Below are 22,852 nucleotides of genomic sequence, written 5' to 3'. Positions count from 1 at the left end.
CCATGGCTCGTGATACCTGGTTCGAGACCGTCGCCATCGCCCAGCAACGGGCCAAGAAGCGGCTCCCCAAGTCCGCATACTCGTCGCTGATCTCTGCCAGTGAGAAGGGCGTGACGGTCTCCGACAACGTGGAGGCGTTCGCCGAGCTCGGCTTCGCACCGCACGTGGTGGGTGCCACCGAGAAGCGTGAGATGGCGACAACCGTGATGGGGCAAGACATTTCGATGCCCGTCATCATTTCGCCCACCGGTGTGCAGGCGGTCGACCCCGACGGTGAGGTGGCGGTGGCCCGGGCCGCGGCAGCCCGTGGTACCGCGATGGGCCTGTCCTCCTTTGCCAGCAAGCCGATGGAGGAAGTCACCGCCGTCAACGACAAGATCTTCTTCCAGATCTACTGGCTCGGGTCTCGCGACGAGATCGCCGAGCGTGTGCAGCGCGCGAAGGATGCCGGAGCCAAGGGCCTGATCGCCACCACCGACTGGAGCTTCAGCCACGGCCGGGACTGGGGCAGCCCCAAGATCCCGGAAAAGATGGACCTCAAGACGATGATCAAGATGTCGCCGGAGGTGATCACCAAGCCGCGCTGGCTGTGGAGCTTCGGCAAACACCTGCGGCCACCGGATCTGCGGGTACCCAACCAGGGCCGGCGTGGCGAGCCAGGGCCGCCGTTCTTCGAGGCGTACGGGCAGTGGATGGGCACCCCGCCGCCGACCTGGGAGGACATCGCCTGGCTGCGTGAGCAGTGGGGTGACGCGCCGTTCCTGCTGAAGGGCATGGTGCGCGTCGACGACGCCAAACGTGCTGTTGATGCGGGTGTTTCGGCGATCACGGTGTCCAATCACGGCGGCAACAACCTCGACGGCACCCCGGCGGCGATCCGTTGCCTGCCGGCCATCGCCGAGGCGGTCGGCGACCAGGTGGAGGTTTTGCTGGACGGTGGCATCCGGCGGGGCAGCGACGTCGTCAAGGCCGTGGCGCTCGGGGCCCGGGCGGTGATGATCGGTCGCGCCTACCTGTGGGGCCTGGCTGCCAACGGCCAGGCGGGCGTCGAGAATGTGCTGGACATCCTGTCCGGTGGCATCGACTCGGTGCTGCGCGGGCTGGGCAAGTCCTCGATCCATGATCTGACGCCGGATGACATCCTCGTTCCGGAGGGCTTCCTGCGGACCCTGGGCGTTCCCCGCGCCGACGCCTGAGGTGGCCTTACCGTCACCCTGAGGTGCAGCGTGACGGGGGTGGCAGGAGAGACGTACGTGATGCTCGCGGCCGGTCCGCGGAAACCGGAGGCAAATCAATTGCTGCTCGTGCTCCAACAATTGGCGCACAGTAAGTGAATTCGGCCTACGATCGGCACGTGGCTTTCCCCAGCGGGCTCGGGAACTCAACGTCGAGGCAGCTACGCAGCATGTCGCCAATGTTGATCGTCCCCATCGGCTCAACCGAGCAACATGGCCCGCACCTGCCCTTGGACACCGACACGCGGATCGCCGCCGCCGTCGCCGACGCGGTTGTCCAGCGTCTCGATGCCGCATCCACGGGTGACTGGGTGGTCGCACCGCCGGTCTGTTACGGCGCCTCCGGCGAACACGAGGGGTTCCCCGGCACGGTCTCGATCGGCACCGTCGCGCTGCGATCGTTGCTGGTGGAGTACGGGCGCTCGGCGTCGAGCTGGGCCGGTCGGCTGGTTTTCGTCAACGGCCACGGGGGCAACGTGGAGGCGCTGGCGGCTGCGGTGCCGCAGCTGCGCGAGGAAGGTCGCGACGCCGGCTGGGTCCCGTGCGCCGCCGCCGACGCCGACGCGCATGCGGGGCATACCGAAACGTCTGTATTGCTACATATTTCACCCGGTCTCGTCGTCCTCGACGACGTGATCCCGGGGAACACCGCCCCGCTGGCGGAGCTCATGCCGGCGATGCGCAGTGGGGGGATCGCCGCGGTCAGTGAAGTCGGGATACTCGGTGACCCGACAACCGCGACCGCGGCCGAGGGAGGGCGTATTTTTGCTGAGATGGTCGAGGGCTGCGTGGGTCGGATGAGGCGGTGGCAGCCGGACCGGAATGGATTGCTGATATGACCGGACCGAGGCTGCCCGACGGTTTTGCCGTGCAGGTGGATCGCCGGGTCAAGGTGCTCGGGGCCGGCGCGGCCTTGCTGGGCGGGTCGCCCACGCGCCTGCTGCGGCTCGCGCCGACGGCGCAGACCATGCTCAACGGCGGACGGCTGGAAGTCCATGACGCGCAGAGCGCGCAATTGGCACGGACTTTGCTCGACGCCACGGTGGCCCACCCCCGTCCGCCCAGCGGACCGTCACATCGGGACGTCACGGTCATTATCCCGGTGCGTGACAACGTATCCGGGCTGCACCGGTTGATCGCAGCGTTGCGCGGGCTGAAGGTGATCGTCGTCGACGACGGTTCGGCGGTCCCGGTGGCGCAGTCCGAGTTCGCCGGTATGCACTGCGATGTACAGGTGCTGCGGCACCTGACCAGCAACGGCCCGGCGGCGGCCCGCAACACCGGCCTGGCCGCGTGTGAGACCGATTTCGTGGCTTTCCTGGACTCCGATGTGGTACCTCGTCGCGGCTGGCTGGAGGCGTTGCTCGGCCACTTCTGCGATCCGGCCGTGGCCCTCGTGGCGCCCCGCATCGTGGGCCTGCACACCGCCGACAATGCGGTGGCCCGGTACGAGGCGGTGCGGTCATCGTTGGACCTCGGGGTGCGCGAGGCGCCGGTGGTGCCCTACGGCCCGGTGTCTTATGTGCCGAGTGCGGCCATCATCTGCCGGCGGTCCGCGCTGACCGCGGTGGGTGGGTTCGACGAGACCATGCAGTCCGGCGAGGACGTCGACCTGTGCTGGCGGCTGGTCGAGTCCGGGGCCCGGCTGCGGTATGAGCCGATCGCCCTGGTGGCGCACGACCACCGGACCGATCTGCGAGAGTGGTTCCACCGCAAGGCCTTCTATGGCACGTCCGCCGCGCCGCTGACGGTCCGGCATCCGGGAAAGACCGCGCCGGTGGTGATCTCCGGCTGGACCTTGATGGTCTGGCTGCTGCTGGCAATGGGGTCGTGTGTCGGATACCTGGGCTCGGTGGTGCTCGCGATCTTCACCGGCCGGCGCATCGCCCGATCCCTGTCCACGGTCGACACCGAACCCACCGAGGTCGCCGCGGTGACCGCGCGCGGGCTCTGGTCCTCGGCCCTGCAGCTGTGCTCGGCGATCTGCCGGCACTACTGGCCGGTGGCACTGATCGCTGCCCTGCTGTTCCGCAGGGCCAGGCATGCGGTGCTGGTGGCGGCGGTGCTCGACGGGGTGGTCGACTGGGCGACCCGGCGCGGCAACGCCGACGACGACACCAAACCCGTCGGTCTGCTGACCCATATCCTGCTCAAGCGCCTCGACGATATCGCCTATGGCCTCGGCCTGTGGACGGGTGTGATGCGGGAACGCCAGCTGGGTGCGCTCAAGCCGCAGCTGCGGAGCTAAGACCAATTGCAGAGGCTAACGCGTCCTCCGCGCGGGCGGGACGTCCTGATCGTCGGTGCGGGCAGCGCCGGATCAATTCTGGCCGAACGCCTTTCCGCCGATCCTGAATGTAACGTCACCGTCGTCGAGGCCGGCCCGGCACCGAGCGACCCGCGGGTGGCAGCGCAGATCACCGATGGCCTGCGCCTGCCGATCGGCGCGGCGAGTTCGGTGGTGCGGCACTACGCGTCGGTGCTGACCGAGCGGCCACCTCGGCACACCGAGATCATCCGGGGGGCGGTGGTCGGCGGTTCCGGGGCGGTCAACGGCGGCTACTTCGGGCGGGGGTTGCCCACGGACTTCGACACCTGGGCCGTCCCTGGCTGGTCCTGGGACGAGGTACTGACGCATTTCCGGGCGATCGAGACCGACGTCGATTTCGACAATGCCCTCCACGGGGGCAGTGGTCCGATCACCGTTCGCCGGGTACGTGAATTCGACGGGTGCACAGCGTCTTTCGTCGATGCCGCCAAGCGGGCCGGGTTCGGCTGGATCGATGACCTGAACGGTTCGGATGCCGGTGCGGCCCTGCCCGCCGGTGTGGGCGCAGTGCCGCTGAACATCAACGGTGGCACCAGGGTTGGCCCCGGTGGTGCCTATCTGCAACCGGCGTTGGACCGGCCGAACCTCAAGCTGCTGACCGATACCAGGGCCCACCGGGTGCAGTTCCAGGCCAACCGTGCGGTCGGGGTGCGCTGCGACAACAACTCCATCCTGACCGCGGATCGGATCGTGTTGTGTTCCGGGGCAATCGGATCGGCTCACCTGTTGTTGCTGTCCGGTGTCGGACCCGCAGCCGAACTGGAGCGGCTGGGTGTGCCGGTGGTGGTCGACCTGCCGGTCGGCACGCATACCGTGGATCACCCCGAGTGGGTGCTTCCCGTCTCCTGGACGCCCACCCATGACCTGCCACCGTTGGAGGCCGTGCTCACCACGGCCGATGGCATCGAGGTGCGTCCGTACACGGCCGGGTTCTCGGCGATGGTGCATGGCCCCGGGCACGATCCCGCGGAGCTTCCGCACCTCGGGGTGGCGCTGATGCGCCCGCACTCGCGCGGCCGCGTGCGGTTGGTCTCGGCCGATCCGATGGTGGCCCCGGTCATCGAACACCGCTACGACACAGTGCCAGAGGATGTCGAGGCGCTGCGTCGTGGCGCCGAGCTGGCGCGCGAACTGGTCTGTCACACAGCCGAAGTCGGTGAGCCGCAGTGGTCGACGTCGCAACACCTGGCCGGGACGGCGCCGATGGGAGCCGGGCCCGCCGCGGTGCTCGACCCCACCTGCCGAGTGCTGGGGGTCGAGAACCTGTGGGTGGTGGACGGGTCGATCATGCCGAGCATCACCAGCCGCGGCCCGCACGCGACCATTGCCATGATCGGTCATCGGGCGGCGGAGTTCCTCGCGTTCTGAGCCGACGGACGAACGCGGCCTGACGTCCGTCGGCGCCCGGCGCCCAGACCCCGACGAACACCGCGGCCACCCCCAACACGATGGCCATCACCAGCAGCGCGGAGTTGGTTGCTTCCAGGAATGCCTGCTTGGCCAATTCGGCGACCGCCGGCCCCTGCGGACCGAGTTGGCCCGCCACGGCCAGAGCCTCGGCGAGTGAACCCAGGATCGGTTCACGCAGTGCAGCGGGCAGGTCGGGCAGTCTGTCGAGGGCTCCGGCGAGCTGGTTCTGGTAGTGCGCGGCCAGGATCGAGCCGGCCACCGCGATGCCCAGTGCGGCGCCCACTTCACGGCCGGTGTCGTTGACCGCCGAGGCCACTCCCTGCTTCTCATCCGGTACGGCGCCCATGATGGCCGATGTGGTTGGTGCGGTGCACAATCCGATACCCGTGCTCATGATGAACAACGGCCAGCTGTAGTCGAGATAGCCTGAGTCCACCTCCAGCAATCGCATGCACAGCAGGCCGACCGCGATCACCAGCAGGCCGGCGCACACGCATGTTCGCAGACCCAGCCGAGGTAGGTACAGGTGGGTGGTGGCCCCCAGTGCCAGCACCGGAATCATCAACGGGCACAGGGCGAATGCGGTCTGGATCGGACTGTAGCCCATGACCAGCTGGATGTACTGCATGCTGACGAAGAAGTAGCCGAAGTTGGCGAAGAACAGAAACGTCACGCCGACGGCGCCGGTGGCGAAATCGGGTTTGGCGAACAGCCGGACATCCAGCAGCGGGTGTGGATGCCTGAGTTGTGCCACGGTGAACGCCGCACCGAGCGCGACACCGGCCGTCAGGCAGCCCCACACCGCGGGATGCGTCCAGCCCCGCACCGGCGCCTCGACCACGCCGAGCACGAACACCGCCACTGCGGCGCCGATCAACACCGCGCCGATCCAGTCCAAGGGCGCGGACGTCTCGTCGCGCGAGGAGGGCACCGTGCAGGTCAGCGCGAACAGGGCCACCGCGGCGATGGCGAAGGTGGCGAAGATGGACTGCCACGGCCAGAGATGCAGCAGCCCGCCGGTGATCAGGAAACCGAAAACTGCCCCCGATCCGACCACGCCGGCCCAGATTCCAATTGCCTTGTTGCGCTCGGACTTCGGAAAGGCGGCGGTGAGCAGGGACAGGGTGGCGGGCATGATGAAGGCGGCACCGGCGCCGGCGATGGCCCGGGCCACGATCAGTTGTACGGGGCTGTCCCAGACCAGGGGTGCGGCCGAGGCCAGGGTGAAGACCGTCAGGCCGATCAACAGCGCGCCGCGCCGGCCGTAGCGGTCGCCGATGGCGCCGGCCGGGAGGAGCAGGCAGGCCAGGGCCAGGGTGTACCCGTCGATGACCCACGTGAGTTGGGCCTGGGTCGCCGTGGTCTGGCGGGCGATATCGGGCAGCGCGGCATTGAGGGCCACCATCGAGGCGATGACGATCGAGACGTCCATGCACGCCACCGTCAACAGCCAGTAGCGTCGCCGGATCGACAGTTCGGCCATCGCGGGGTCGATATCCTGACCGGACTCGACGAGGGTGGTCGACATGCACGGCTCCTACGTCGGGGGAAGTTTTGAGACTATCAGTCTCGTAGCAAGACGGTAAGTCTGGTTTCTGGAGGTGATGACGCATGGCGGCCGAAAGCGGTGATCCGCGCCCGGCCCGTTCCCGGGCCCGGCTCCTGGAGGCGGCGACATCGTTGCTGCGGTCCGGCGGGCCGAGCGCGGTCACGGTCGACGCGGTCACGCGCGCCGCGAACGTGGCCCGGGCCACGTTGTATCGGCACTTTCCCAGTGGAAACGACTTGTTGGCGGCGGCATTTCGCGCGCTTCTGCCGGTGGCGCCCATGCCGCCCGAGGACGGCCCACTGCGCGATCGGCTGATTGCCCTGGTGCAGGCGCAGGCCGATTCGATCGCCGAGGCGCCGATCAGCGTCACCGCAATGTCATGGCTGGCGCTGGGCGGGGACATGGAGAAGCTGCCCTGGCGGTCCGACGACAGCCCCGAGGTGCGGACCCTGCGGGAGCAGGTGGCCGAACACTACGCGTTGCCGTTCGACGCGATCTTCGACAGCCCTGAGGCCGTCGCCGAACTGGGTGAGGTGGATCGGACGCAGGCCGCTGCACTTCTGTTGGGGCCGATCGTGCTGGGCAAGCTGAGCACGCTGACCGAATTCGACTACACCTCCTGCGTACGGGCCGCGGTGGATGGCTTCCTGGCCACCCACCGCCGGCCGACAGCGGCCGAGAAGGCTCAGCAGGCTCAGCGCAGCGAGTAGCGAACCGGCAGGTGCTTGAGCCCGCCGACGAACGTCGTCGCCGAAAGCTCGGGCTTTCCGGCCAATTCGATCGACTCCAGCCGGCCCAGCAGCTCGGTGAACAAGCTGTTCATCTCCATCCGGGCCAGCGCGGCCCCCAGGCAGAAGTGCACCCCGTACCCGAAGGCCAGGTGCTTGTTGGGGTCCCGGCTGACGTCGAAGCGGTGCGGGTTGTCGAACACGTCTTCGTCGCGGTTGCCGGAAACATAGGCCAGATAGACGGATTCACCCTTGGCGATCGGTACCCCGCGCACCGTGGTGTCCGCCGTGGCGGTCCGCATGAACTCCTTGACCGGTGTTGTCCACCGGATCATCTCCTCCACCGCGGTGCCCATCAACTCGGGATTGGCCTGCAATGTGGCCAGCTGGTCCGGGTTTTCGATGAGGGCGTGCAGCCCGCCGGAGATGGCGTCCTTGGTGGTGTCGTGGCCGGCACTGGCGACGATGACGTAGTAGGACGCGGTGTCGACATCCGACAGGGGCTCACCGTCGATGGTCCCGTTGGCGATGGCCGAAGCCAGGTCCTCGGTCGGATTGGCGCGGCGCGCCGCGGTCAGGGTGGAGAAGTAGGCGAAGAAGTCGAGGAGCACCGAGAGCTGGTCCTGCAGTGAGCCGCCCTCGCGCTTGTACTCGTCGTCGTCACCACCGAACATCTCCTGGGTCAGCATGTGCATCCGGGAGTAGTCCTCCTCGGGCAGGCCCAGGAGCGACATGATGACGTACAGCGGGAAGTGCACGGCGATCTCGGTGACGAAGTCGCACTCCGGTCCGATGTCGCGCATCTGGTCGACGTAGCGTTTGGCCAGCTCGTCGACCCGGACCTTCAGTGCACGCATTGCCTTGGGCCGGAACCAATCTGCGCCGATGGCGCGAACCTTGCGGTGGTGCGGATCGTCCATGTGGATCAGGGTGCGCAGACCCATTCCCGCTTCCAGCTGTTGTTTGGCCAGATCGTCGGCGGCCGCGGTGGCCAGCAGCGGCCGTGGCTCGCTGATGAACAGTTCGTTGTCCCGCTCGATGGCCATGATGTCGGCGTGTTTGGTGATCGCCCAGAACGGCCGGTAGGGCCGCTGATCCACCCAGGCCACCGGGTTGTTCGCGCGCAGGTGGGTCAGCGCGGCGTGCAGGCGTGCGTCGTCGGCGTATGCCGTCGGGTCGGCCAGCACCTTCGCGGCTTCATCCATCGTCGGCGCGCTCATGCGGTCTCCTCCGGTCGCGTTCTTGACGGGTGTCAATTCTTACCCTATGTGATCGGTGCCACTCAAGAGGGCTGATTCGCCGCGATCCGCCCCGTACGCTCGCAGCCATGCGGTCGGGGCGTGGCGTCGTCGTGTTGCTGGCACTGCTGGCGACGCTGCTGGCAGGGTGTGCGCGCGGTGACGGCCAATCGGTTCCGGCCGGACCGGCATCGAGTCACCCGCAGAGTCAGGATCCGGCGCTCGTGCGGATCGCGGCCGGAACCTTGCGCGGCACAGTGGCATCCGGTCATCGGCTGTTCGCCGGCATCCCGTACGCGGCCGCACCGGTTGGTCCGTTGCGATTCGCCCCGCCGGCTCCAGCGCCGGGATGGCCGGGGGAGCGCGACGCCACCCGCCCCGGCCCGCGGTGCATTCAGGATCCCGATTCCGACCCGGAACACGGCGCCAACACGGCCGAGGACTGCCTGAGCCTGAACGTCTGGACGCCGCCGGTTTCGGAGGAGAAGCGCCCCGTGATGGTGTGGATCCACGGCGGAGCGTTCATCGGCGGCAGCGGCGACATCTACGACGCGGGACGGCTCGCCGCGCGCGGTGACATCGTGGTGGTGACGATCAACTACCGGTTGGGCGCGCTGGGGTTCCTGGCGCACCCGGCGCTGGGGCCTGGCGGTGACGTCGGCAACTACGGGTTGGCCGATCAGCAGGCGGCGTTGCGCTGGGTGCGGGACAACATCGCCGATTTCGGCGGCGACCCCGAAAAGGTCACGGTCGCCGGTGAATCCGCGGGTGGAATGTCGGTGTGTGACCATCTCGTGTCACCGGGATCGGTGGGCTTGTTCCACGCCGCGATCCTGATGAGCGCACCGTGTCAGGCCCAGGCCGATCTCGCCGTGGCGGCCCGTCGGTCACAGGACTATGCGGCCGCGGTGGGGTGCCCGGATCCCGCCGCGGCGGCCGCCTGCCTGCGCGCGCTTCCGGTCGGGCGGCTGCAGACGCCCGTCTGGTACTACAACATCGGCAGGGACCAGCTGACCGGTCCGGTCACCGCGTCGGCATCGATCCCCAGCGCGCCGCTGACGGCCTTCGCCACCGGCCGGGCCGAGCGGGTGCCGGTGCTGATCGGCACCACTCGTGACGAGTTCACGCTCTTCGTGGCGTTGCGATACCTCAGGCAGGGGCAGCGTTACACCGCGGCCGACTATCCCCGGCTGCTGGTCGAGACGTTCGGGCCGGACGCGGCGGCGGTCGGATCGCACTATCCGATCGAGCGTTACGGTGGTGCGGCGCAGGCATATTCGGCGGCAGTCACCGATGGCGCGTTTGCGTGTGTGTCGGATCGGATCGCCACCGGGCTCGCCGGCGACGGTCCGGTGTACGCCTACGAGTTCAACGATCGCACCGCACCGGCGCCGGAGGTGATGCGCACGCTGCCGTTCCCGGTCGGGGCCAGTCACTCCCTGGAGCTGCGCTACCTGTTCGACGTCGGCGGGGCGCCGCCCATGAATCCGGCGCAGCAACAACTTTCAGACCAGATGATCGACTACTGGGCCGCCTTCGTGCGTAACGGCAACCCGGCAGTCGAAGGTCAACCGGATTGGCCAGAGGTGGGCAGCGGACGAATGTCGTTGCAGGCCGACGGCAGCCACGTGGACACTGACTACCCGTCGGAACATCAATGCCCGTTCTGGGCGGGGTTGAAGGAGAAGTGAACTCGATGGCGACACCGGATCCGCAGGCCTTCGCCGAGGAATGGGTGAGCGCGTGGAACGCGCACGACGTGGAGGCGGTGCTCGCCCATTTCCACGACGACGTGGTGTTCAGTTCTCCGGTCGCCGCGCGCATCTTTCCCGAGATCGGGGGAGTGGTGCGTGGCAAGGACTCCCTGCGCCACTACTGGACGACGGCGCTGGCGGGCATGCCGGATCTTCACTTCGAGGTGCTCGCCACCTATCGCGGCGAATCGGCGTTGGTGATCCACTACCGCAATCAAAACGGCGGGCTGGTCAACGAGGTGTTGTTGTTCGACGGCTCACTTGTGCGCGAGGGGCACGGAACGTACTTGGACTAGCGCCGATGGTGCACTCAGATCGTGGTTTCGGCGAAAACCGCGATCTGAGTGCACGCTCGGTGCTCTAGACCGGCGTCACCCAGGTGGTGATGTCGGCGTGCACCACTTCGACGCCGTCGCGGTCGGTGATGCTGACCGGGACCACGAGGTCGGTGCCCTCGGTGATGACGGAGAAGTCCGGCGGGGTGAGTTGCGCGGTTGCCCGCAGCGAGGTCGTCGCCTTGGCCAGGTATTGCACGTTCATTGCTTTCGGGATCCAGCGGTGCGTGGTCGGCACGGTGGCCTCCATGAGCATGCCCATCGCCATCTCCGCGGCATTGCACGACGCGATGGCGTGCACGGTGTGCAGGTGGTTGTAGATGAAGAACCATTTGGGCACCGTCACCTCGGCCAGCCCGGGTTCCATGCGCACCACATGCGGCACGATCGAGGCGAAATAGGGCACGCGCGCGACGGCGGCGGCGGAGAACAGCCGCGTGCCGCCGGGCAGCGCGGACATCTTCTTCCAGGCACGGTATGTGGCGCTGGGCTGCGTCATGCGACCTACCTTACTCATCAGTAAGGTCCGATCTCGGGGCCGCTGCGCTGGTGGTCGCACGAGATTGAAGCCAGGGACAAAATCGGCGCCGGATTTGTCCCTGCGTGCAATCTCGGCGAGGGTGAGCGGGAGGCATCCCGAGCTGCTTGATCCTGGATTTGGAGCACGCCCAGATCTGGGGCATACTGTTCGGGTTGCCTTGCGCCGGGTACGCACCTGGCCGGGCATACGACCGGCGCCCTCGGGCGCATCCGGTTCCAAACACAGATCGCACGGAAATATCCAGGCGAGAATGTGTGCGCGAGGGCGACACGCCCGACCGCGGGGATCGGTGGACCACAGACAGGTAAACAGCGGCGGCAATACTCGGCGCATCCGCGCCGGGGCACCAGGCCCGACGGGCTCGATGGTTTTTTCATCGAGTTCCCGGTACGGCCGGCCGATGAACGAAGTAGAGGTAGGAGAAGCGTGGCGGGACAGAAGATCCGCATCAGGCTCAAGGCCTACGACCATGAGGCCATTGATGCCTCGGCGCGCAAGATCGTCGAAACGGTCACCCGTACCGGTGCCAGCGTGGTGGGCCCCGTGCCGCTGCCGACCGAGAAGAACGTGTACTGCGTCATTCGGTCGCCGCACAAGTACAAGGACTCGCGGGAGCATTTCGAAATGCGCACCCACAAGCGACTGATCGACATCCTCGACCCGACGCCGAAGACGGTTGACGCGCTCATGCGTATCGATCTGCCGGCCAGTGTCGACGTCAACATCCAGTAGGAGACCAGAAGAGATGGCAAGAAAAGGCATCCTGGGCACCAAGCTGGGCATGACGCAGGTGTTCGACGAGAACAACAAAGTCGTCCCGGTGACGGTCGTCAAGGCCGGACCCAACGTGGTGACCCGCATCCGCACCACCGAGCGCGACGGCTACAGCGCCGTGCAGCTCGCCTACGGCGAGATCAGCCCGCGCAAGGTGAACAAGCCCGTCGCCGGCCAGTACGCCGCCGCCGGTGTGAACCCGCGCCGCCACCTCGCCGAGCTGCGGCTCGATGAGGCTGCCGCCGCCGAGTACGAGGTCGGCCAGGAGCTGACGGCCGAGATCTTCGCCGACGGGGCATACGTCGACGTGACCGGCACCAGCAAGGGCAAGGGCTTCGCCGGCACCATGAAGCGCCACGGCTTCCGCGGCCAGGGCGCCGCGCACGGTGCCCAGGCAGTGCACCGCCGCCCCGGCTCCATCGGTGGCTGTGCCACCCCGGGCCGCGTGTTCAAGGGCACCCGGATGTCGGGCCGTATGGGCAACGACCGGGTGACCACGCAGAACCTCAAGGTTCACAAGGTCGATGCCGAGAACGGCGTGCTGTTGATCAAGGGCGCCATCCCCGGACGCAACGGTGGTCTGGTGGTTGTCCGCAGCGCAATCAAGCGAGGCGAGAAGTAATGACTTTGAAAATTGACGTCAAGACTCCGGCCGGTAAGACGGACGGTTCCGTCGAGCTGCCCGCCGCGCTGTTCGACGTCGAGCCCAACATCGCTCTGATGCACCAGGTCGTCAACGCTCAGTTGGCCGCCAAGCGCCAGGGCACCCACTCGACGAAGACCCGCGGTGAGGTCTCCGGTGGCGGCAAGAAGCCGTACCGGCAGAAGGGCACCGGCCGGGCGCGTCAGGGTTCGACCCGCGCACCGCAGTTCACCGGTGGTGGCATCGTCCACGGCCCGCAGCCGCGCGACTACAGCCAGCGGACCCCGAAGAAGATGATCGCCGCCGCCCTGCGCGGTGCGCTCTCGGACCGGGCCCGCAACGAGCGCATCCACGCGATCACCGAACTGATCGAGGGCCAGACCCCGTCGACCAAGAGCGCCAAGGCGTTCCTGGCCACCTTGACGGAGAACAAGAAGGTCCTGGTCGTCATCGGCCGCACCGACGAGGTCGGCGCCCGCAGCGTCCGCAACCTGCCTGGTGTGCACGTGATCTCGCCGGATCAGCTGAACACCTACGACGTGCTCAACGCTGACGACGTGGTGTTCTCGGTCGAGGCTCTGAACGCCTACATCGAGGCAGGCACCAAAGACCACAAAGAAGGAGCGTCGGTCTGATGGCAACAATTACAGACCCCCGCGACATCATCCTGGCCCCGGTCATCTCGGAGAAGTCGTACGGGCTGATCGAGGACAACGTGTACACGTTCATCGTGCACCCGGACTCGAACAAGACGCAGATCAAGATCGCGATCGAGAAGATCTTCGACGTCAAGGTGAGCTCGGTGAACACCGCCAACCGGCAGGGCAAGCGCAAGCGCACCCGCTCGGGCTTCGGCAAGCGCAAGGACACCAAGCGCGCGATCGTGACCCTGGCCGAGGGCAGCAAGCCCATCGACCTGTTCGGAGCACCGGCCTAACCCGCCGGGAACTAAGAGGATTTAACTGATATGGGAATTCGCAAGTACAAGCCGACGACCCCGGGTCGTCGCGGTGCCAGCGTCTCCGATTTCGCCGAGATCACTCGTTCGACTCCGGAGAAGTCGCTGGTTCGCCCGCTGCACGGCAAGGGTGGTCGTAACGCCCACGGCCGCATCACCACTCGGCACAAGGGTGGTGGCCACAAGCGCGCCTACCGCGTCATCGACTTCCGTCGCCACGACAAGGACGGCGTCAACGCCAAGGTCGCGCACATCGAGTACGACCCCAACCGCACCGCGAACATCGCGCTGCTCCACTTCCTCGACGGCGAGAAGCGCTACATCATCGCGCCGCAGGGGCTGAAGCAGGGTGACGTGATCGAGTCCGGTGCCAACGCCGACATCAAGCCCGGCAACAACCTGCCGCTGCGCAACATCCCCGCCGGCACCGTGATCCACGCTGTGGAGCTGCGGCCCGGTGGCGGTGCCAAGCTGGCCCGCTCGGCCGGTGTGAGCATCCAGTTGCTCGGTAAGGAAGGCACCTACGCCTCGCTGCGTATGCCCTCGGGTGAGATCCGTCGCGTCGACGTGCGCTGCCGCGCCACCGTCGGCGAGGTGGGCAACGCCGAGCAGGCGAACATCAACTGGGGCAAGGCCGGCCGTATGCGGTGGAAGGGCAAGCGCCCGACTGTCCGTGGTGTCGTGATGAACCCGGTTGACCACCCGCACGGTGGTGGTGAAGGCAAGACCTCCGGTGGCCGTCACCCGGTCAGCCCGTGGGGCAAGCCCGAGGGCCGCACCCGCAAGCCCAACAAGCCGAGCGACAAGCTCATCGTCCGTCGCCGGCGCACCGGCAAGAAGCGCTAGGCCGCGGAAGGAGTAGCAGCGATGCCTCGTAGTCTCAAAAAGGGTCCGTTCGTCGACGACCATCTGCTCAAGAAGGTCGACGTTCAGAACGAGAAGAACACCAAGCAGGTCATCAAGACCTGGTCGCGTCGGTCGACCATCCTCCCCGACTTCATCGGGCACACCTTTGCGGTGCATGACGGCCGCAAGCATGTCCCGGTGTTCGTCACCGAGGCAATGGTCGGGCACAAGCTCGGCGAGTTCGCCCCGACGCGCACCTTCAAGGGTCACATCAAGGACGACCGGAAGAGCAAGCGTCGATGAGCACTGTCACTGAATATCCGTCTGCACAGGCGAAGGCGCGCTTCGTGCGCGTCTCGGCCAGCAAGGCCCGCCGCGTCATCGATCTGGTCCGCGGCAAGAGCGTCGAGGAAGCCCTCGACATCTTGCGGTGGGCGCCGCAGGCTGCCAGCGAGCCGGTCGCCAAGGTGATCGCCAGCGCTGCCGCCAACGCGCAGAACAACGAGGGCCTGGACCCGACGACCCTGGTGGTCGCCACCGTCTACGCCGATGAGGGTCCGACCGCCAAGCGCATCCGTCCGCGTGCCCAGGGGCGTGCGTTCCGGATTCGGAAGCGCACCAGCCACATCACGGTGATCGTCGAAAGCCGTCCGCCCAAGAGCAACGGAGGCGCGGGTGCATCTACTTCCGCTCGTAGCCGTCGGGCGCAGGGCAGCAAGGCCGCGACCGCCACGAAGAAGTCTGCCGAGACGAAGGGAGGCTCGGAGTAGTGGGCCAGAAGATCAATCCCCACGGCTTCCGGCTCGGTATCACGACCGAGTGGAAGTCCCGGTGGTACGCCGACAAGCAGTACAAGGACTACGTGAAGGAAGACGTCGCCATCCGGCGTCTGCTGGCCACGGGTCTGGAGCGGGCCGGCATCGCCGACGTGGAGATCGAGCGCACCCGTGATCGGGTTCGCGTTGACATCCACACCGCGCGTCCCGGCATCGTCATCGGTCGCCGCGGCACCGAGGCCGACCGCATCCGTGCCGACCTGGAGAAGCTGACCGGCAAGCAGGTTCAGCTCAACATCCTCGAGGTGAAGAACCCTGAGTCGCAGGCTCAGCTCGTCGCCCAGGGTGTTGCCGAGCAGCTGAGCAACCGTGTGGCGTTCCGCCGCGCGATGCGCAAGGCGATCCAGTCGGCCATGCGTCAGCCGAACGTCAAGGGCATCCGGGTGCAGTGCTCGGGTCGCCTCGGCGGTGCTGAGATGAGCCGCTCGGAGTTCTACCGCGAGGGTCGCGTTCCGCTGCACACGCTGCGCGCGGACATCGACTACGGCCTGTACGAGGCCAAGACCACCTTCGGCCGGATCGGCGTGAAGGTCTGGATTTACAAGGGCGACATCGTCGGTGGCAAGCGTGAGCTCGCCGCTGCCGCGCCGGCCAGCGATCGGCCGCGTCGTGAGCGTCCGTCGGGCACCCGGCCGCGTCGCAGCGGTTCCTCGGGCACCACGGCGACGAGCACCGAAGCCGGCCGCGCTGCGACGGGCGGAGACGACGCCGCTGCAGGCACTACTCCGCAGGCCGCTGCTGTCGAGGCAGCGCCGGCCGCTGAGAGCACGGAGAGCTAAACCATGCTGATTCCCCGTAAGGTCAAGCACCGCAAGCAGCATCACCCGCGTCAGCGTGGCATTGCCAGCGGCGGCACGTCGGTGAGCTTCGGTGACTACGGCATCCAGGCACTGGAGCACGCCTACATCACCAACCGGCAGATCGAGTCCGCTCGTATCGCCATCAACCGGCACATCAAGCGTGGCGGCAAGGTGTGGATCAACATCTTCCCGGACCGTCCGCTGACCAAGAAGCCCGCCGAGACCCGCATGGGTTCCGGTAAGGGTTCGCCGGAGTGGTGGGTTGCCAACGTCAAGCCCGGTCGCGTGCTCTTCGAGCTCAGCTACCCGGACGAGAAGATCGCCCGGGACGCGCTGACCCGCGCGATCCACAAGTTGCCGATCAAGGCACGCATCGTGACTCGAGAGGAGCAGTTCTGATGGCAGTGGGAACTACGCCTGGTGAACTGCGCGAACTGACCGACACCGAGTTGACGGACAAGCTGCGCGAGTCGAAGGAAGAGCTGTTCAACCTGCGCTTCCAGATGGCTACCGGTCAGCTGTCCAACAACCGTCGGCTGCGCACCGTGCGCCAGGAGATTGCACGGGTGTACACCGTGCTGCGTGAACGTGAGTTGGGTCTGGCTTCCGGGCCCGGAGGTGAGGAAAGCTAAAGATGGCAAACGACAAGGGCACCCAGCCCGGTCCTCGGCACACTCCGCGCACCGAAGAGACCCGTGGCCGTCGCAAGACCGCCATCGGCTACGTGGTGAGCGACAAGATGCAGAAGACCATCGTGGTCGAGCTGGAAGATCGTAAGAGCCACCCGCTCTACGGCAAGATCATCCGGACCACCAAGAAGGTCAAGGCGCATGACGAGAACGGCGACGCCGGTATCGGCGACCGCGTCTCGCTGATGGAGACCCGGCCGATGTCCGCCTCCAAGCGGTGGCGCCTGGTCGAGGTTCTCGAGAAGGCGAAGTAGCGAAGGCTTCTTCTTTCTCAACGCGAGTAGTAGAAAGTGCCCCAAACCCGTCGGGTTTGGGGCACTTTGCGTCTGCTCGACAACCGCGCTCGCGCCGTTTTCGACATGGGGGTTGGCATCTGCGCCGCGCCACGACCCTCATGTCGAAAATGACGGGGCGCCCGCGACTTCGACTGCCCGGTGCTCTCAGCTAGGCGGCATGAGCACGGTGTCGATGAGATAGACGGTGGCGTTGGCGGTGTGGACGCCGCCGCACACCACCGATGCGTCGTTGACCTTCAGCGCGTCACCCGAACCGGTGACCGTCACAGATGCGCCCTGCACGGTCGGCCGGGTGCCGACGACCTTGGCGGGACTGGCCTGACCGGGCACGACGTGGTAGGTCAGGATCTTTGTCAGCATCGCCGAATCCGTCTTGAGCACCTCCATGGTGGCCGGATCGATCTTGGCGAACGCGTCGTCGGTGGGAGCGAATACGGTGAACTCACCGCCGTTGAGGGTGTCCACCAGGTTCACGTTCGGATTCAGCTTTCCGGAGATGGCGGCGGTCAGCGTCGTCAGCATGGGGTTGTTCGACGCGGCGACGGTGACGGGATCCTGCGCCATCCCGACCACCGAACCGGGACCGGACGGCACCTTTTCCGCGTAGGACTTACAGCCCGGCCCCACCAGGTCTGCCGCCGGGTCGGCGGCCATGGGAGCGGCCGACGCACTGGTGACCTCTGGCGTGCCGGGTGCGGACTGCGCGGTGTCATTCGAGCAGGACGGCAACGCGAACATTGCCGTGGCTGCCATTGCCGCGGCCGCGGCCGTCTTGTACTGAAGGTTCAACATTTTCCGACTCCCTATGGGTGATTGACGGTGACCGCCGTCACTTTCTCGGTCAGTGGGTATTCGGTGCGGGGGTCGGCGCAGATGGGTTCGGATCCTGACCAATCCGATAGTCCGTCGGCGCCGAATACCGGCCATGTACACCCTGGTGCTCATCGGATTTCTCGGCGGCCTCATCACGGGCATCTCGCCGTGCATCCTGCCGGTACTGCCCGTCATCTTCTTCTCCGGTGCGCAGAGTGCTCGCGTCACCGAGTCGGACGGCGCGACGATCGTCGCGGTGAAACCGACATTGGTCACCACCTCCCGTCCTTATCGCGTGATCGCCGGGCTGGTGCTGAGCTTCAGTGTCGTGACGCTGGCCGGCTCGGCCTTGCTGCAGTTGTTGCACCTGCCTCAGGACGCGCTCCGCTGGGCGGGCCTGCTAGGACTGACACTGATCGGTCTCGGCCTGATCTTCCCACGCGTCGAGTTGCTGCTGGAGAAGCCGTTCAGCCGGATTCCGCAGAAGCAGTTCGGCTCTGGGAGTGGCGGTTTCGGCTTGGGGTTGGCGCTCGGTGTGCTCTATGTGCCGTGCGCGGGACCGGTGCTCGCGGCGATCGTCGTCGCGGGCGCGACCGGTTCGATCGGCGTGAACACCGTCGCACTGACCCTGTCGTTCGCCATCGGTGCCGCGCTGCCGCTCCTCGCCTTCGCGCTCGCCGGGCGCCGAGTTGTCGAGCGGGTCAATGCATTCCGTCGGCAACAGCGCAAGATCCGGTTGATCGGTGGGGTGGTGATGCTGGTGTTCGCCGTGGCGCTGGCCGCCGACGTGCCGGCGAAACTGCAGCGGGCAATTCCGGATTACACCAGTGGACTGCAGGACCGGGTGGCGACCGCCGGTGAGGTGGCGGACCGGTTGAGCCCGACCGGTAGCGGAGCGTTGTCGCAATGCGCCGAGGGCGCAGAGGAACTCCAGAACTGCGGGCCGGCGCCGGAGATCACCGGAATCACCCAATGGCTCAACGCCCCCGGCGGAGCACCAGTGGCCCTGAAAGACCTGCGCGGCAAAGTGGTACTGATCGACTTCTGGGCCTACTCGTGCATCAACTGCCAACGCGCGATTCCCCACGTCGTCGACTGGTATGACCGCTACCAGGATTCCGGCCTGACGGTGATCGGCGTGCACACACCGGAGTATGCGTTCGAGCGGGTGCCCGGCAACGTCGCCGCCGGTGCGGCCGACCTGGGCATCACTTACCCGGTGGCCCTGGACAATTCGTACTCCACATGGACGAACTACGAGAACCGGTACTGGCCGGCCGAGTACCTGATCGATGCGAACGGTGTCGTACGGCACGTGAAGTTCGGTGAGGGCGGCTACGACGTGACCGAACGGCTGATCCGCGAGTTGCTCGTGGACGCGAAGGGCGCCCCCTTACCGGCGCCGGTGAATGCGCCGGACGTCACGCCGACGTCGGCCCTCACCCCCGAGACCTATCTGGGCGTCGGTAAGGAGATCAACTACGCCGGCGGCGGCGCATACGACGAGGGCGACGCGAGGTTCGACTATCCCGCGAACCTGCCCGCGGACTCGTTCGCCCTGCACGGGCCTTGGCATCTGGACTACCAGGGCGCGACCGCCCGAGGGGCGGATTCGGCCATCAAACTCGACTACCAGGCCAAGAACGTCTATCTGGTCGTGGGTGGCACCGGCACCGTGACCGTGGTGCGGGGTGGTGAGACCACGACCGTGCCAGTCGGCGGGCCGCCCACGCTGCGGCAGATCGTCAGCGACCGCGCTGTGCATCGGGGCCAGATAGAAGTCCGATTGAGCCAAGGGCTCCAGGCATTTTCGTTCACCTACGGGTGACCGGCGATGAGCACCGTCGACTCGGCGCTAGGCTACCCATCGATGGCAGGTATGCCGGACGTGAGCAACGTGCTCGACGCCCAACTGCGCCGGGTTGCCCGCGGCGACGCCGAGGCGTTCGCCGGGCTGTATGACGCCACCAGTGCCCGGGTGTACGGGTTGATTCTGCGTATCCTGCGCGATCCCGGCTACAGCGAGGAGACCACGCAGGAGGTCTACGCCCAGGTGTGGCGGCGCGCGGCGGACTACGACCCGCAGCAGGGGTCAGCGCTGTCCTGGCTCATGACGCTGGCCCATCGCCGCGCGGTGGACCGGGTCCGGTCCGAGGTGGCCTCCAGTCGGCGCGAGGCCCACTACACCGCGGTGAGCACCGAACCTGACAGCGACGTGGTCGCCGACTCGGCGATCCGCTCTGACGAGCAGCGACAGGTGGCCGACTGTCTGGGGTCACTGACCGACCTGCAACGCCAGGCGATCGAGCTCGCCTACTACGACGGTCTGACGTATCCGCAGGTGTCCGAACGACTGTCGACGAGCCTGGGCACGGTGAAAACCCGGATGCGCGACGGACTGCGCAGGCTCCGTGACTGTCTGGGGGTGACATGACAGAAGATTCGGAGCTGCCGGATCTGGCGACCGCGTACTCGTTGGACGCGGTTTCCGACGCCGAGCGTACCGACATCGAACGGCGGCTGGCCGCGGCCGGCGCTGAGACCGCGCGGGCATTCCGCGGCGAGGTGCGGGTGGTCCGCGAGACGATGGCGAAGGCGTCGTCGACGGTCGCCGTGCCCCCGCCGGTGTCCCTGCGTGAACGTGCGCTGGCGGTTTCCCGCGAAGGACATCGCGGCCGATCGCGTTGGCGCACAGGGCTGTCGAGTGCCGCCGCCGCGGTGTTGATCGCCGCAGCGGGCTTCGGTGCGGGGCTGGCCCTGCGCCCGGCGAGTGCGCCGACCACCGCCGAGCAGGTGATGGCGGCAGGCGATGTCCGCACGGCGACTGCACAGCTCAGTGCCGGGGGCACCGCGACGTTCGTGTACTCGCGCGACGAGCGGAGCGGTGTCGTCGTGATGAACAACGCGGCGCCGCCACCGCCCGGGATGGTCTATCAGATGTGGCTGATGACCGATCAGGGGCCGGAGTCGGCGGGGACGATGGGGGCCGGCACACCCTCGACGCCTTCGATCACCGCCATGGTGCGCGGTCTCGGAGATTCGACCGCGCTGGCGTTCACCATGGAACCCGAGGGCGGGTCGCCGCAGCCGACGGGGGACATGGTGGCGCGGCTTTCGTTGGCGTGAGGACGACGGCGGCGAAGATCGCACAACAGCGTGGCCTGCTGACGGGGGCGTGTCGAAATTGTCGCGGCGGCCGGTGTGAGATTCGCCCATTCTGACCGGTGGGTCGAAAGCCGTCGGGAAGTGGGCGTGACGTCGTGTGGGCTTGATTTGCCACCTTCGTCAGTCCGCGCGCAATTTGCGCTTTGAATCCAATTATGGGTTTGCTCACCGGGGGCCGTCCAATACCATCGCGCTCATGTCGGCGCAGGTGTGGCGTGGTATTCGGTCGCTTCCCGGTGGCGGATATCGAACCATATTATTAACTGATACGTTAACGGCGGCCCGGGGTATCTAGATCCGATGACTGCCACGTCGTCGTCGCCTTCCGGGCTGACCGCATTCCTCACCTGGTACTACGACGTCCATCCGACTTTCCGGCTGGTCATCCGATGGGCCCTGATCATCGGTCTGACGGCGTTCGCATTTCACAACAGCTTCAAAAGCCTGGTCATCACGACCGTCGAAGGCGGCATCGGCGGATATGTCTGGACGGTGCCGGTCGCCGCCACCCTGGTGGCGTTGGGAGTGGCCCGGCGCAACCGGACCGAGCTGCCGATTCATGACCGGCAGACCGACATCATCGTCGGCATCATCGGTTTGGGTTTTGCGCTGATGGTCCAGGCCGCGCTGCTCGACCGGTACGCCTTGTACTTCCACCTGCTGCGGCTGGATCTGGTTGCCGCCTGGCTGTTCGTCTTGTGCTGTTGCATAGTTCTTTTCGGTCTCCGTCCGGTGACGCGGTTCTTCTGGGTGTGGCTGCTCTCGGCGATGGTCTTCTCCCTGCCCTACTACCTGACGGTGGTGCTGCTCGGCGGCGGGAAGTTCGCAGCCGGCGCGGCGACACTGCTCATCGCGGCTGTGGGCACCGGCATCGCCGTCGGTCGGACGTTCCGACGAGGAGTGATCGGCTCGCTCGGGGCCTGGGTGGTGGGGTTCGCCGTGCTGATCGCGATGAGCCAGCTTGCGCCCGGCCTGCCGCTGTTGGCTTTCCAGCAGGTGCCTGCCCTGTCGGCGATCTGCCTGGTGGGGCTCACCATGTATCTGCGCTCGCGTCGGGGCAGTCCGAAACGCCTTCTCGACCGCAAATTCGAACCACTTGCGGCAAAACAGGTCTGGGCCGGTGTGCCGTTGGTGACGGTGGCCGCGGTGGCCTTGTCCTTGTGCCCGTTGCCCACTGTGGTCACCACCGCTCCCATCAGCCGGCCGAGCCCGACCGCGCTGGCATTCGACTCCGAGCTGACCGCGCCGCGAGGCTGGTCGGAGACCGCCCGCGAGGACTATCCCGTCAATCGTCTCTACGGTGACAACGCGGTGCTGGTTCGTCAGTACCTGCGGGCCAACTTCGGAAATCAGCGGTGGGACAAGCTGTCCCGGCCCAGAACGGTGGTGGTGGACAGTATCGTCAGTGGGCGCCCGTTCACGTTCGGGGTGTATCCGGCCCGCGTGCTCTACGGTCTGACCAGCGTACGGTTGAGCAGGTTGCGTCACGTCGACCTGGGTTTCGGGGTGGACGGACTGCTGCTGTCCGTGGTCGACGACGAGTTGCTGGTCACCTGGAATTCCCTGCAATTCGCCTGGGGCGATTCGCGATTGGCGCAGCGGGTCACGATCCTGGCCGTGGACAACCACGATGCCGACGCACCGTTTCCGGGTCCGTCGCTCAGCATCGCCTCGAATCTTCGCACGTTGATCACGTTGCTGTTCCGCGGTAACGCGGTGCTCGACGCCGGTGCCGGGGTGTTCAAGGACGAAGAGCTTCTGACCAGATTCGGCCGCGGACTCGTCGCCGCCCAGTTCCCCTCAGGGGACTCACCCACGGGGGAGTCCGCCCCATCGTCACCGAGAAAGTGAAGGTCTATGGCCGGCGATACGCATGAATTTTTCGGCGAAGGCGGGTGCCCGCCGCTGGTGCG

General features: G+C 66.8%; 26 protein-coding genes. 22 read left to right on the top strand and 4 right to left on the bottom strand.

Features of this window, described 5'->3' with window-relative positions; genetic code table 11:
* The first annotated feature begins 2 nt into the window (after positions 1 to 2).
* The 4 genes from mftD to mftG all read left to right on the top strand — a co-directional run bounded on the left by mftD (position 3) and on the right by mftG (position 4,932).
* A complete protein-coding gene (gene mftD, locus A5733_RS23245) occupies positions 3 to 1,196 on the top strand; it encodes a pre-mycofactocin synthase MftD (protein ID WP_067765308.1) in 1,194 nt (397 codons plus the stop codon).
* A 134-nt stretch (positions 1,197 to 1,330) separates the two neighbouring features.
* On the top strand, positions 1,331 to 2,074 hold the full coding sequence (gene mftE, locus A5733_RS23240; protein ID WP_076241814.1) for a mycofactocin biosynthesis peptidyl-dipeptidase MftE: 744 nt from the start codon (positions 1,331 to 1,333) through the stop codon (positions 2,072 to 2,074).
* The gene (mftF, locus tag A5733_RS23235; RefSeq protein WP_076241813.1) at positions 2,071 to 3,483 is read left to right on the top strand and encodes a mycofactocin biosynthesis glycosyltransferase MftF; all 1,413 of its coding nucleotides are present in this window, start codon (positions 2,071 to 2,073) and stop codon (positions 3,481 to 3,483) included. Before mftE ends, mftF begins: the two co-directional genes overlap by 4 nt.
* A 6-nt stretch (positions 3,484 to 3,489) precedes the next feature.
* The gene (mftG, locus tag A5733_RS23230; protein ID WP_076241812.1) at positions 3,490 to 4,932 is read left to right on the top strand and encodes a mycofactocin system GMC family oxidoreductase MftG; all 1,443 of its coding nucleotides are present in this window, start codon (positions 3,490 to 3,492) and stop codon (positions 4,930 to 4,932) included.
* On the opposite strand, the gene A5733_RS23225 is transcribed toward mftG, so the two are convergent.
* Positions 4,862 to 6,502, bottom strand: a complete 1,641-nt coding sequence (locus A5733_RS23225; RefSeq protein WP_076241811.1) for an MFS transporter — start codon at positions 6,500 to 6,502, stop codon at positions 4,862 to 4,864. The two genes, mftG and A5733_RS23225, sit on opposite strands and share 71 nt — an antisense overlap.
* Positions 6,503 to 6,585: 83 nt before the next feature.
* Here A5733_RS23225 and A5733_RS23220 point away from each other — a divergent pair, with 83 nt between their 5' ends.
* A complete protein-coding gene (locus tag A5733_RS23220; protein WP_067765296.1) occupies positions 6,586 to 7,233 on the top strand; it encodes a TetR/AcrR family transcriptional regulator in 648 nt (215 codons plus the stop codon).
* On the opposite strand, the gene A5733_RS23215 is transcribed toward A5733_RS23220, so the two are convergent.
* Positions 7,218 to 8,471 (bottom strand): cytochrome P450, encoded by a 1,254-nt coding sequence (locus tag A5733_RS23215; protein WP_067765293.1) that lies wholly within the window; start codon positions 8,469 to 8,471, stop codon positions 7,218 to 7,220. The two genes, A5733_RS23220 and A5733_RS23215, sit on opposite strands and share 16 nt — an antisense overlap.
* A 107-nt stretch (positions 8,472 to 8,578) precedes the next feature.
* Here A5733_RS23215 and A5733_RS23210 point away from each other — a divergent pair, with 107 nt between their 5' ends.
* Positions 8,579 to 10,180 (top strand): carboxylesterase/lipase family protein, encoded by a 1,602-nt coding sequence (locus A5733_RS23210; protein ID WP_076241810.1) that lies wholly within the window; start codon positions 8,579 to 8,581, stop codon positions 10,178 to 10,180.
* Positions 10,181 to 10,185: 5 nt separating this feature from the next.
* The gene (locus A5733_RS23205) at positions 10,186 to 10,539 is read left to right on the top strand and encodes a nuclear transport factor 2 family protein (protein WP_076241883.1); all 354 of its coding nucleotides are present in this window, start codon (positions 10,186 to 10,188) and stop codon (positions 10,537 to 10,539) included.
* A 64-nt stretch (positions 10,540 to 10,603) separates the two neighbouring features.
* Here the strand turns inward: A5733_RS23205 and A5733_RS23200 are convergent, their stop codons facing one another.
* A complete protein-coding gene (locus A5733_RS23200) occupies positions 10,604 to 11,077 on the bottom strand; it encodes a hotdog fold domain-containing protein (RefSeq protein WP_076241809.1) in 474 nt (157 codons plus the stop codon).
* Positions 11,078 to 11,545: 468 nt separating this feature from the next.
* Here A5733_RS23200 and rpsJ point away from each other — a divergent pair, with 468 nt between their 5' ends.
* The 11 genes from rpsJ to rpsQ are packed head-to-tail and all read left to right on the top strand — an operon-like array spanning position 11,546 to position 16,919.
* Positions 11,546 to 11,851: a 30S ribosomal protein S10 gene (gene rpsJ / locus A5733_RS23195; RefSeq protein ID WP_003883485.1), complete on the top strand. Its 306-nt coding sequence runs from the start codon at positions 11,546 to 11,548 to the stop codon at positions 11,849 to 11,851.
* Between the two features lie 13 nt (positions 11,852 to 11,864).
* Positions 11,865 to 12,515 (top strand): 50S ribosomal protein L3, encoded by a 651-nt coding sequence (gene rplC, locus A5733_RS23190; RefSeq protein ID WP_067765285.1) that lies wholly within the window; start codon positions 11,865 to 11,867, stop codon positions 12,513 to 12,515.
* Positions 12,515 to 13,171, top strand: a complete 657-nt coding sequence (gene rplD / locus A5733_RS23185; protein ID WP_076241808.1) for a 50S ribosomal protein L4 — start codon at positions 12,515 to 12,517, stop codon at positions 13,169 to 13,171. Before rplC ends, rplD begins: the two co-directional genes overlap by 1 nt.
* Positions 13,171 to 13,473, top strand: coding sequence for a 50S ribosomal protein L23 (gene rplW / locus A5733_RS23180; protein WP_067765279.1), 303 nt, complete (start codon positions 13,171 to 13,173; stop codon positions 13,471 to 13,473). The genes rplD and rplW overlap by 1 nt, the downstream gene beginning before the upstream one ends.
* 30 nt (positions 13,474 to 13,503) lie before the next feature.
* Positions 13,504 to 14,340, top strand: a complete 837-nt coding sequence (gene rplB, locus A5733_RS23175; RefSeq protein ID WP_066901425.1) for a 50S ribosomal protein L2 — start codon at positions 13,504 to 13,506, stop codon at positions 14,338 to 14,340.
* A gap of 21 nt (positions 14,341 to 14,361) precedes the next feature.
* The gene (gene rpsS / locus A5733_RS23170) at positions 14,362 to 14,643 is read left to right on the top strand and encodes a 30S ribosomal protein S19 (protein ID WP_003883480.1); all 282 of its coding nucleotides are present in this window, start codon (positions 14,362 to 14,364) and stop codon (positions 14,641 to 14,643) included.
* Positions 14,640 to 15,110 (top strand): 50S ribosomal protein L22, encoded by a 471-nt coding sequence (rplV, locus tag A5733_RS23165; RefSeq protein ID WP_067765274.1) that lies wholly within the window; start codon positions 14,640 to 14,642, stop codon positions 15,108 to 15,110. The genes rpsS and rplV overlap by 4 nt, the downstream gene beginning before the upstream one ends.
* Positions 15,110 to 15,955 (top strand): 30S ribosomal protein S3, encoded by an 846-nt coding sequence (gene rpsC, locus A5733_RS23160; protein ID WP_003883478.1) that lies wholly within the window; start codon positions 15,110 to 15,112, stop codon positions 15,953 to 15,955. The genes rplV and rpsC overlap by 1 nt, the downstream gene beginning before the upstream one ends.
* A gap of 3 nt (positions 15,956 to 15,958) precedes the next feature.
* Positions 15,959 to 16,375: a 50S ribosomal protein L16 gene (gene rplP / locus A5733_RS23155; protein ID WP_065461613.1), complete on the top strand. Its 417-nt coding sequence runs from the start codon at positions 15,959 to 15,961 to the stop codon at positions 16,373 to 16,375.
* Positions 16,375 to 16,608, top strand: a complete 234-nt coding sequence (rpmC, locus tag A5733_RS23150; RefSeq protein ID WP_067765272.1) for a 50S ribosomal protein L29 — start codon at positions 16,375 to 16,377, stop codon at positions 16,606 to 16,608. The genes rplP and rpmC overlap by 1 nt, the downstream gene beginning before the upstream one ends.
* A 2-nt stretch (positions 16,609 to 16,610) precedes the next feature.
* Positions 16,611 to 16,919: a 30S ribosomal protein S17 gene (gene rpsQ / locus A5733_RS23145; RefSeq protein ID WP_067765270.1), complete on the top strand. Its 309-nt coding sequence runs from the start codon at positions 16,611 to 16,613 to the stop codon at positions 16,917 to 16,919.
* Between the two features lie 186 nt (positions 16,920 to 17,105).
* Here the strand turns inward: rpsQ and A5733_RS23140 are convergent, their stop codons facing one another.
* Positions 17,106 to 17,615 (bottom strand): fasciclin domain-containing protein, encoded by a 510-nt coding sequence (locus tag A5733_RS23140; protein WP_369806648.1) that lies wholly within the window; start codon positions 17,613 to 17,615, stop codon positions 17,106 to 17,108.
* 271 nt (positions 17,616 to 17,886) lie between these two features.
* On the opposite strand from A5733_RS23140, the gene A5733_RS23135 reads away from it, so the two are divergent.
* From A5733_RS23135 to A5733_RS23120, 4 genes are all read left to right on the top strand, one after another.
* Positions 17,887 to 19,602, top strand: a complete 1,716-nt coding sequence (locus tag A5733_RS23135) for a cytochrome c biogenesis protein DipZ (RefSeq protein WP_076241807.1) — start codon at positions 17,887 to 17,889, stop codon at positions 19,600 to 19,602.
* 42 nt (positions 19,603 to 19,644) lie between these two features.
* Positions 19,645 to 20,208: a sigma-70 family RNA polymerase sigma factor gene (locus A5733_RS23130; protein ID WP_083666415.1), complete on the top strand. Its 564-nt coding sequence runs from the start codon at positions 19,645 to 19,647 to the stop codon at positions 20,206 to 20,208.
* Positions 20,205 to 20,900, top strand: coding sequence for an anti-sigma factor (locus A5733_RS23125; RefSeq protein WP_076241805.1), 696 nt, complete (start codon positions 20,205 to 20,207; stop codon positions 20,898 to 20,900). Before A5733_RS23130 ends, A5733_RS23125 begins: the two co-directional genes overlap by 4 nt.
* Before the next feature lie 339 nt (positions 20,901 to 21,239).
* Positions 21,240 to 22,790, top strand: a complete 1,551-nt coding sequence (locus A5733_RS23120) for a hypothetical protein (protein ID WP_076241804.1) — start codon at positions 21,240 to 21,242, stop codon at positions 22,788 to 22,790.
* The last annotated feature ends 62 nt before the right edge of the window (positions 22,791 to 22,852 follow it).

The sequence above is a fragment of the Mycobacterium sp. NS-7484 genome, from assembly GCF_001953975.1.
In the GTDB taxonomy this organism is placed as follows: domain Bacteria; phylum Actinomycetota; class Actinomycetes; order Mycobacteriales; family Mycobacteriaceae; genus Mycobacterium.
This window is presented reverse-complemented; position numbering and strand designations above follow the sequence as displayed.

Excerpts from the sequence above, each read along its gene's own strand:
- mftD (WP_067765308.1), top strand. The coding sequence starts at position 3 with ATGGCTCGTGATACCTGGTTCGAGACCGTCGCCATCGCCCAGCAACGG.
- mftF (WP_076241813.1), top strand. The coding sequence starts at position 2,071 with ATGACCGGACCGAGGCTGCCCGACGGTTTTGCCGTGCAGGTGGATCGC.
- A5733_RS23225 (WP_076241811.1), bottom strand. The coding sequence starts at position 6,502 with ATGTCGACCACCCTCGTCGAGTCCGGTCAGGATATCGACCCCGCGATG.
- A5733_RS23220 (WP_067765296.1), top strand. The coding sequence starts at position 6,586 with ATGGCGGCCGAAAGCGGTGATCCGCGCCCGGCCCGTTCCCGGGCCCGG.
- A5733_RS23215 (WP_067765293.1), bottom strand. The coding sequence starts at position 8,471 with ATGAGCGCGCCGACGATGGATGAAGCCGCGAAGGTGCTGGCCGACCCG.
- A5733_RS23210 (WP_076241810.1), top strand. The coding sequence starts at position 8,579 with ATGCGGTCGGGGCGTGGCGTCGTCGTGTTGCTGGCACTGCTGGCGACG.
- A5733_RS23205 (WP_076241883.1), top strand. The coding sequence starts at position 10,186 with ATGGCGACACCGGATCCGCAGGCCTTCGCCGAGGAATGGGTGAGCGCG.
- A5733_RS23200 (WP_076241809.1), bottom strand. The coding sequence starts at position 11,077 with ATGACGCAGCCCAGCGCCACATACCGTGCCTGGAAGAAGATGTCCGCG.
- rplC (WP_067765285.1), top strand. The coding sequence starts at position 11,865 with ATGGCAAGAAAAGGCATCCTGGGCACCAAGCTGGGCATGACGCAGGTG.
- rplD (WP_076241808.1), top strand. The coding sequence starts at position 12,515 with ATGACTTTGAAAATTGACGTCAAGACTCCGGCCGGTAAGACGGACGGT.
- rplW (WP_067765279.1), top strand. The coding sequence starts at position 13,171 with ATGGCAACAATTACAGACCCCCGCGACATCATCCTGGCCCCGGTCATC.
- rplB (WP_066901425.1), top strand. The coding sequence starts at position 13,504 with ATGGGAATTCGCAAGTACAAGCCGACGACCCCGGGTCGTCGCGGTGCC.
- rpsS (WP_003883480.1), top strand. The coding sequence starts at position 14,362 with ATGCCTCGTAGTCTCAAAAAGGGTCCGTTCGTCGACGACCATCTGCTC.
- rplV (WP_067765274.1), top strand. The coding sequence starts at position 14,640 with ATGAGCACTGTCACTGAATATCCGTCTGCACAGGCGAAGGCGCGCTTC.
- rplP (WP_065461613.1), top strand. The coding sequence starts at position 15,959 with ATGCTGATTCCCCGTAAGGTCAAGCACCGCAAGCAGCATCACCCGCGT.
- rpmC (WP_067765272.1), top strand. The coding sequence starts at position 16,375 with ATGGCAGTGGGAACTACGCCTGGTGAACTGCGCGAACTGACCGACACC.
- rpsQ (WP_067765270.1), top strand. The coding sequence starts at position 16,611 with ATGGCAAACGACAAGGGCACCCAGCCCGGTCCTCGGCACACTCCGCGC.
- A5733_RS23140 (WP_369806648.1), bottom strand. The coding sequence starts at position 17,615 with ATGGCCGCCGACCCGGCGGCAGACCTGGTGGGGCCGGGCTGTAAGTCC.
- A5733_RS23135 (WP_076241807.1), top strand. The coding sequence starts at position 17,887 with ATGTACACCCTGGTGCTCATCGGATTTCTCGGCGGCCTCATCACGGGC.
- A5733_RS23130 (WP_083666415.1), top strand. The coding sequence starts at position 19,645 with ATGGCAGGTATGCCGGACGTGAGCAACGTGCTCGACGCCCAACTGCGC.
- A5733_RS23125 (WP_076241805.1), top strand. The coding sequence starts at position 20,205 with ATGACAGAAGATTCGGAGCTGCCGGATCTGGCGACCGCGTACTCGTTG.
- A5733_RS23120 (WP_076241804.1), top strand. The coding sequence starts at position 21,240 with ATGACTGCCACGTCGTCGTCGCCTTCCGGGCTGACCGCATTCCTCACC.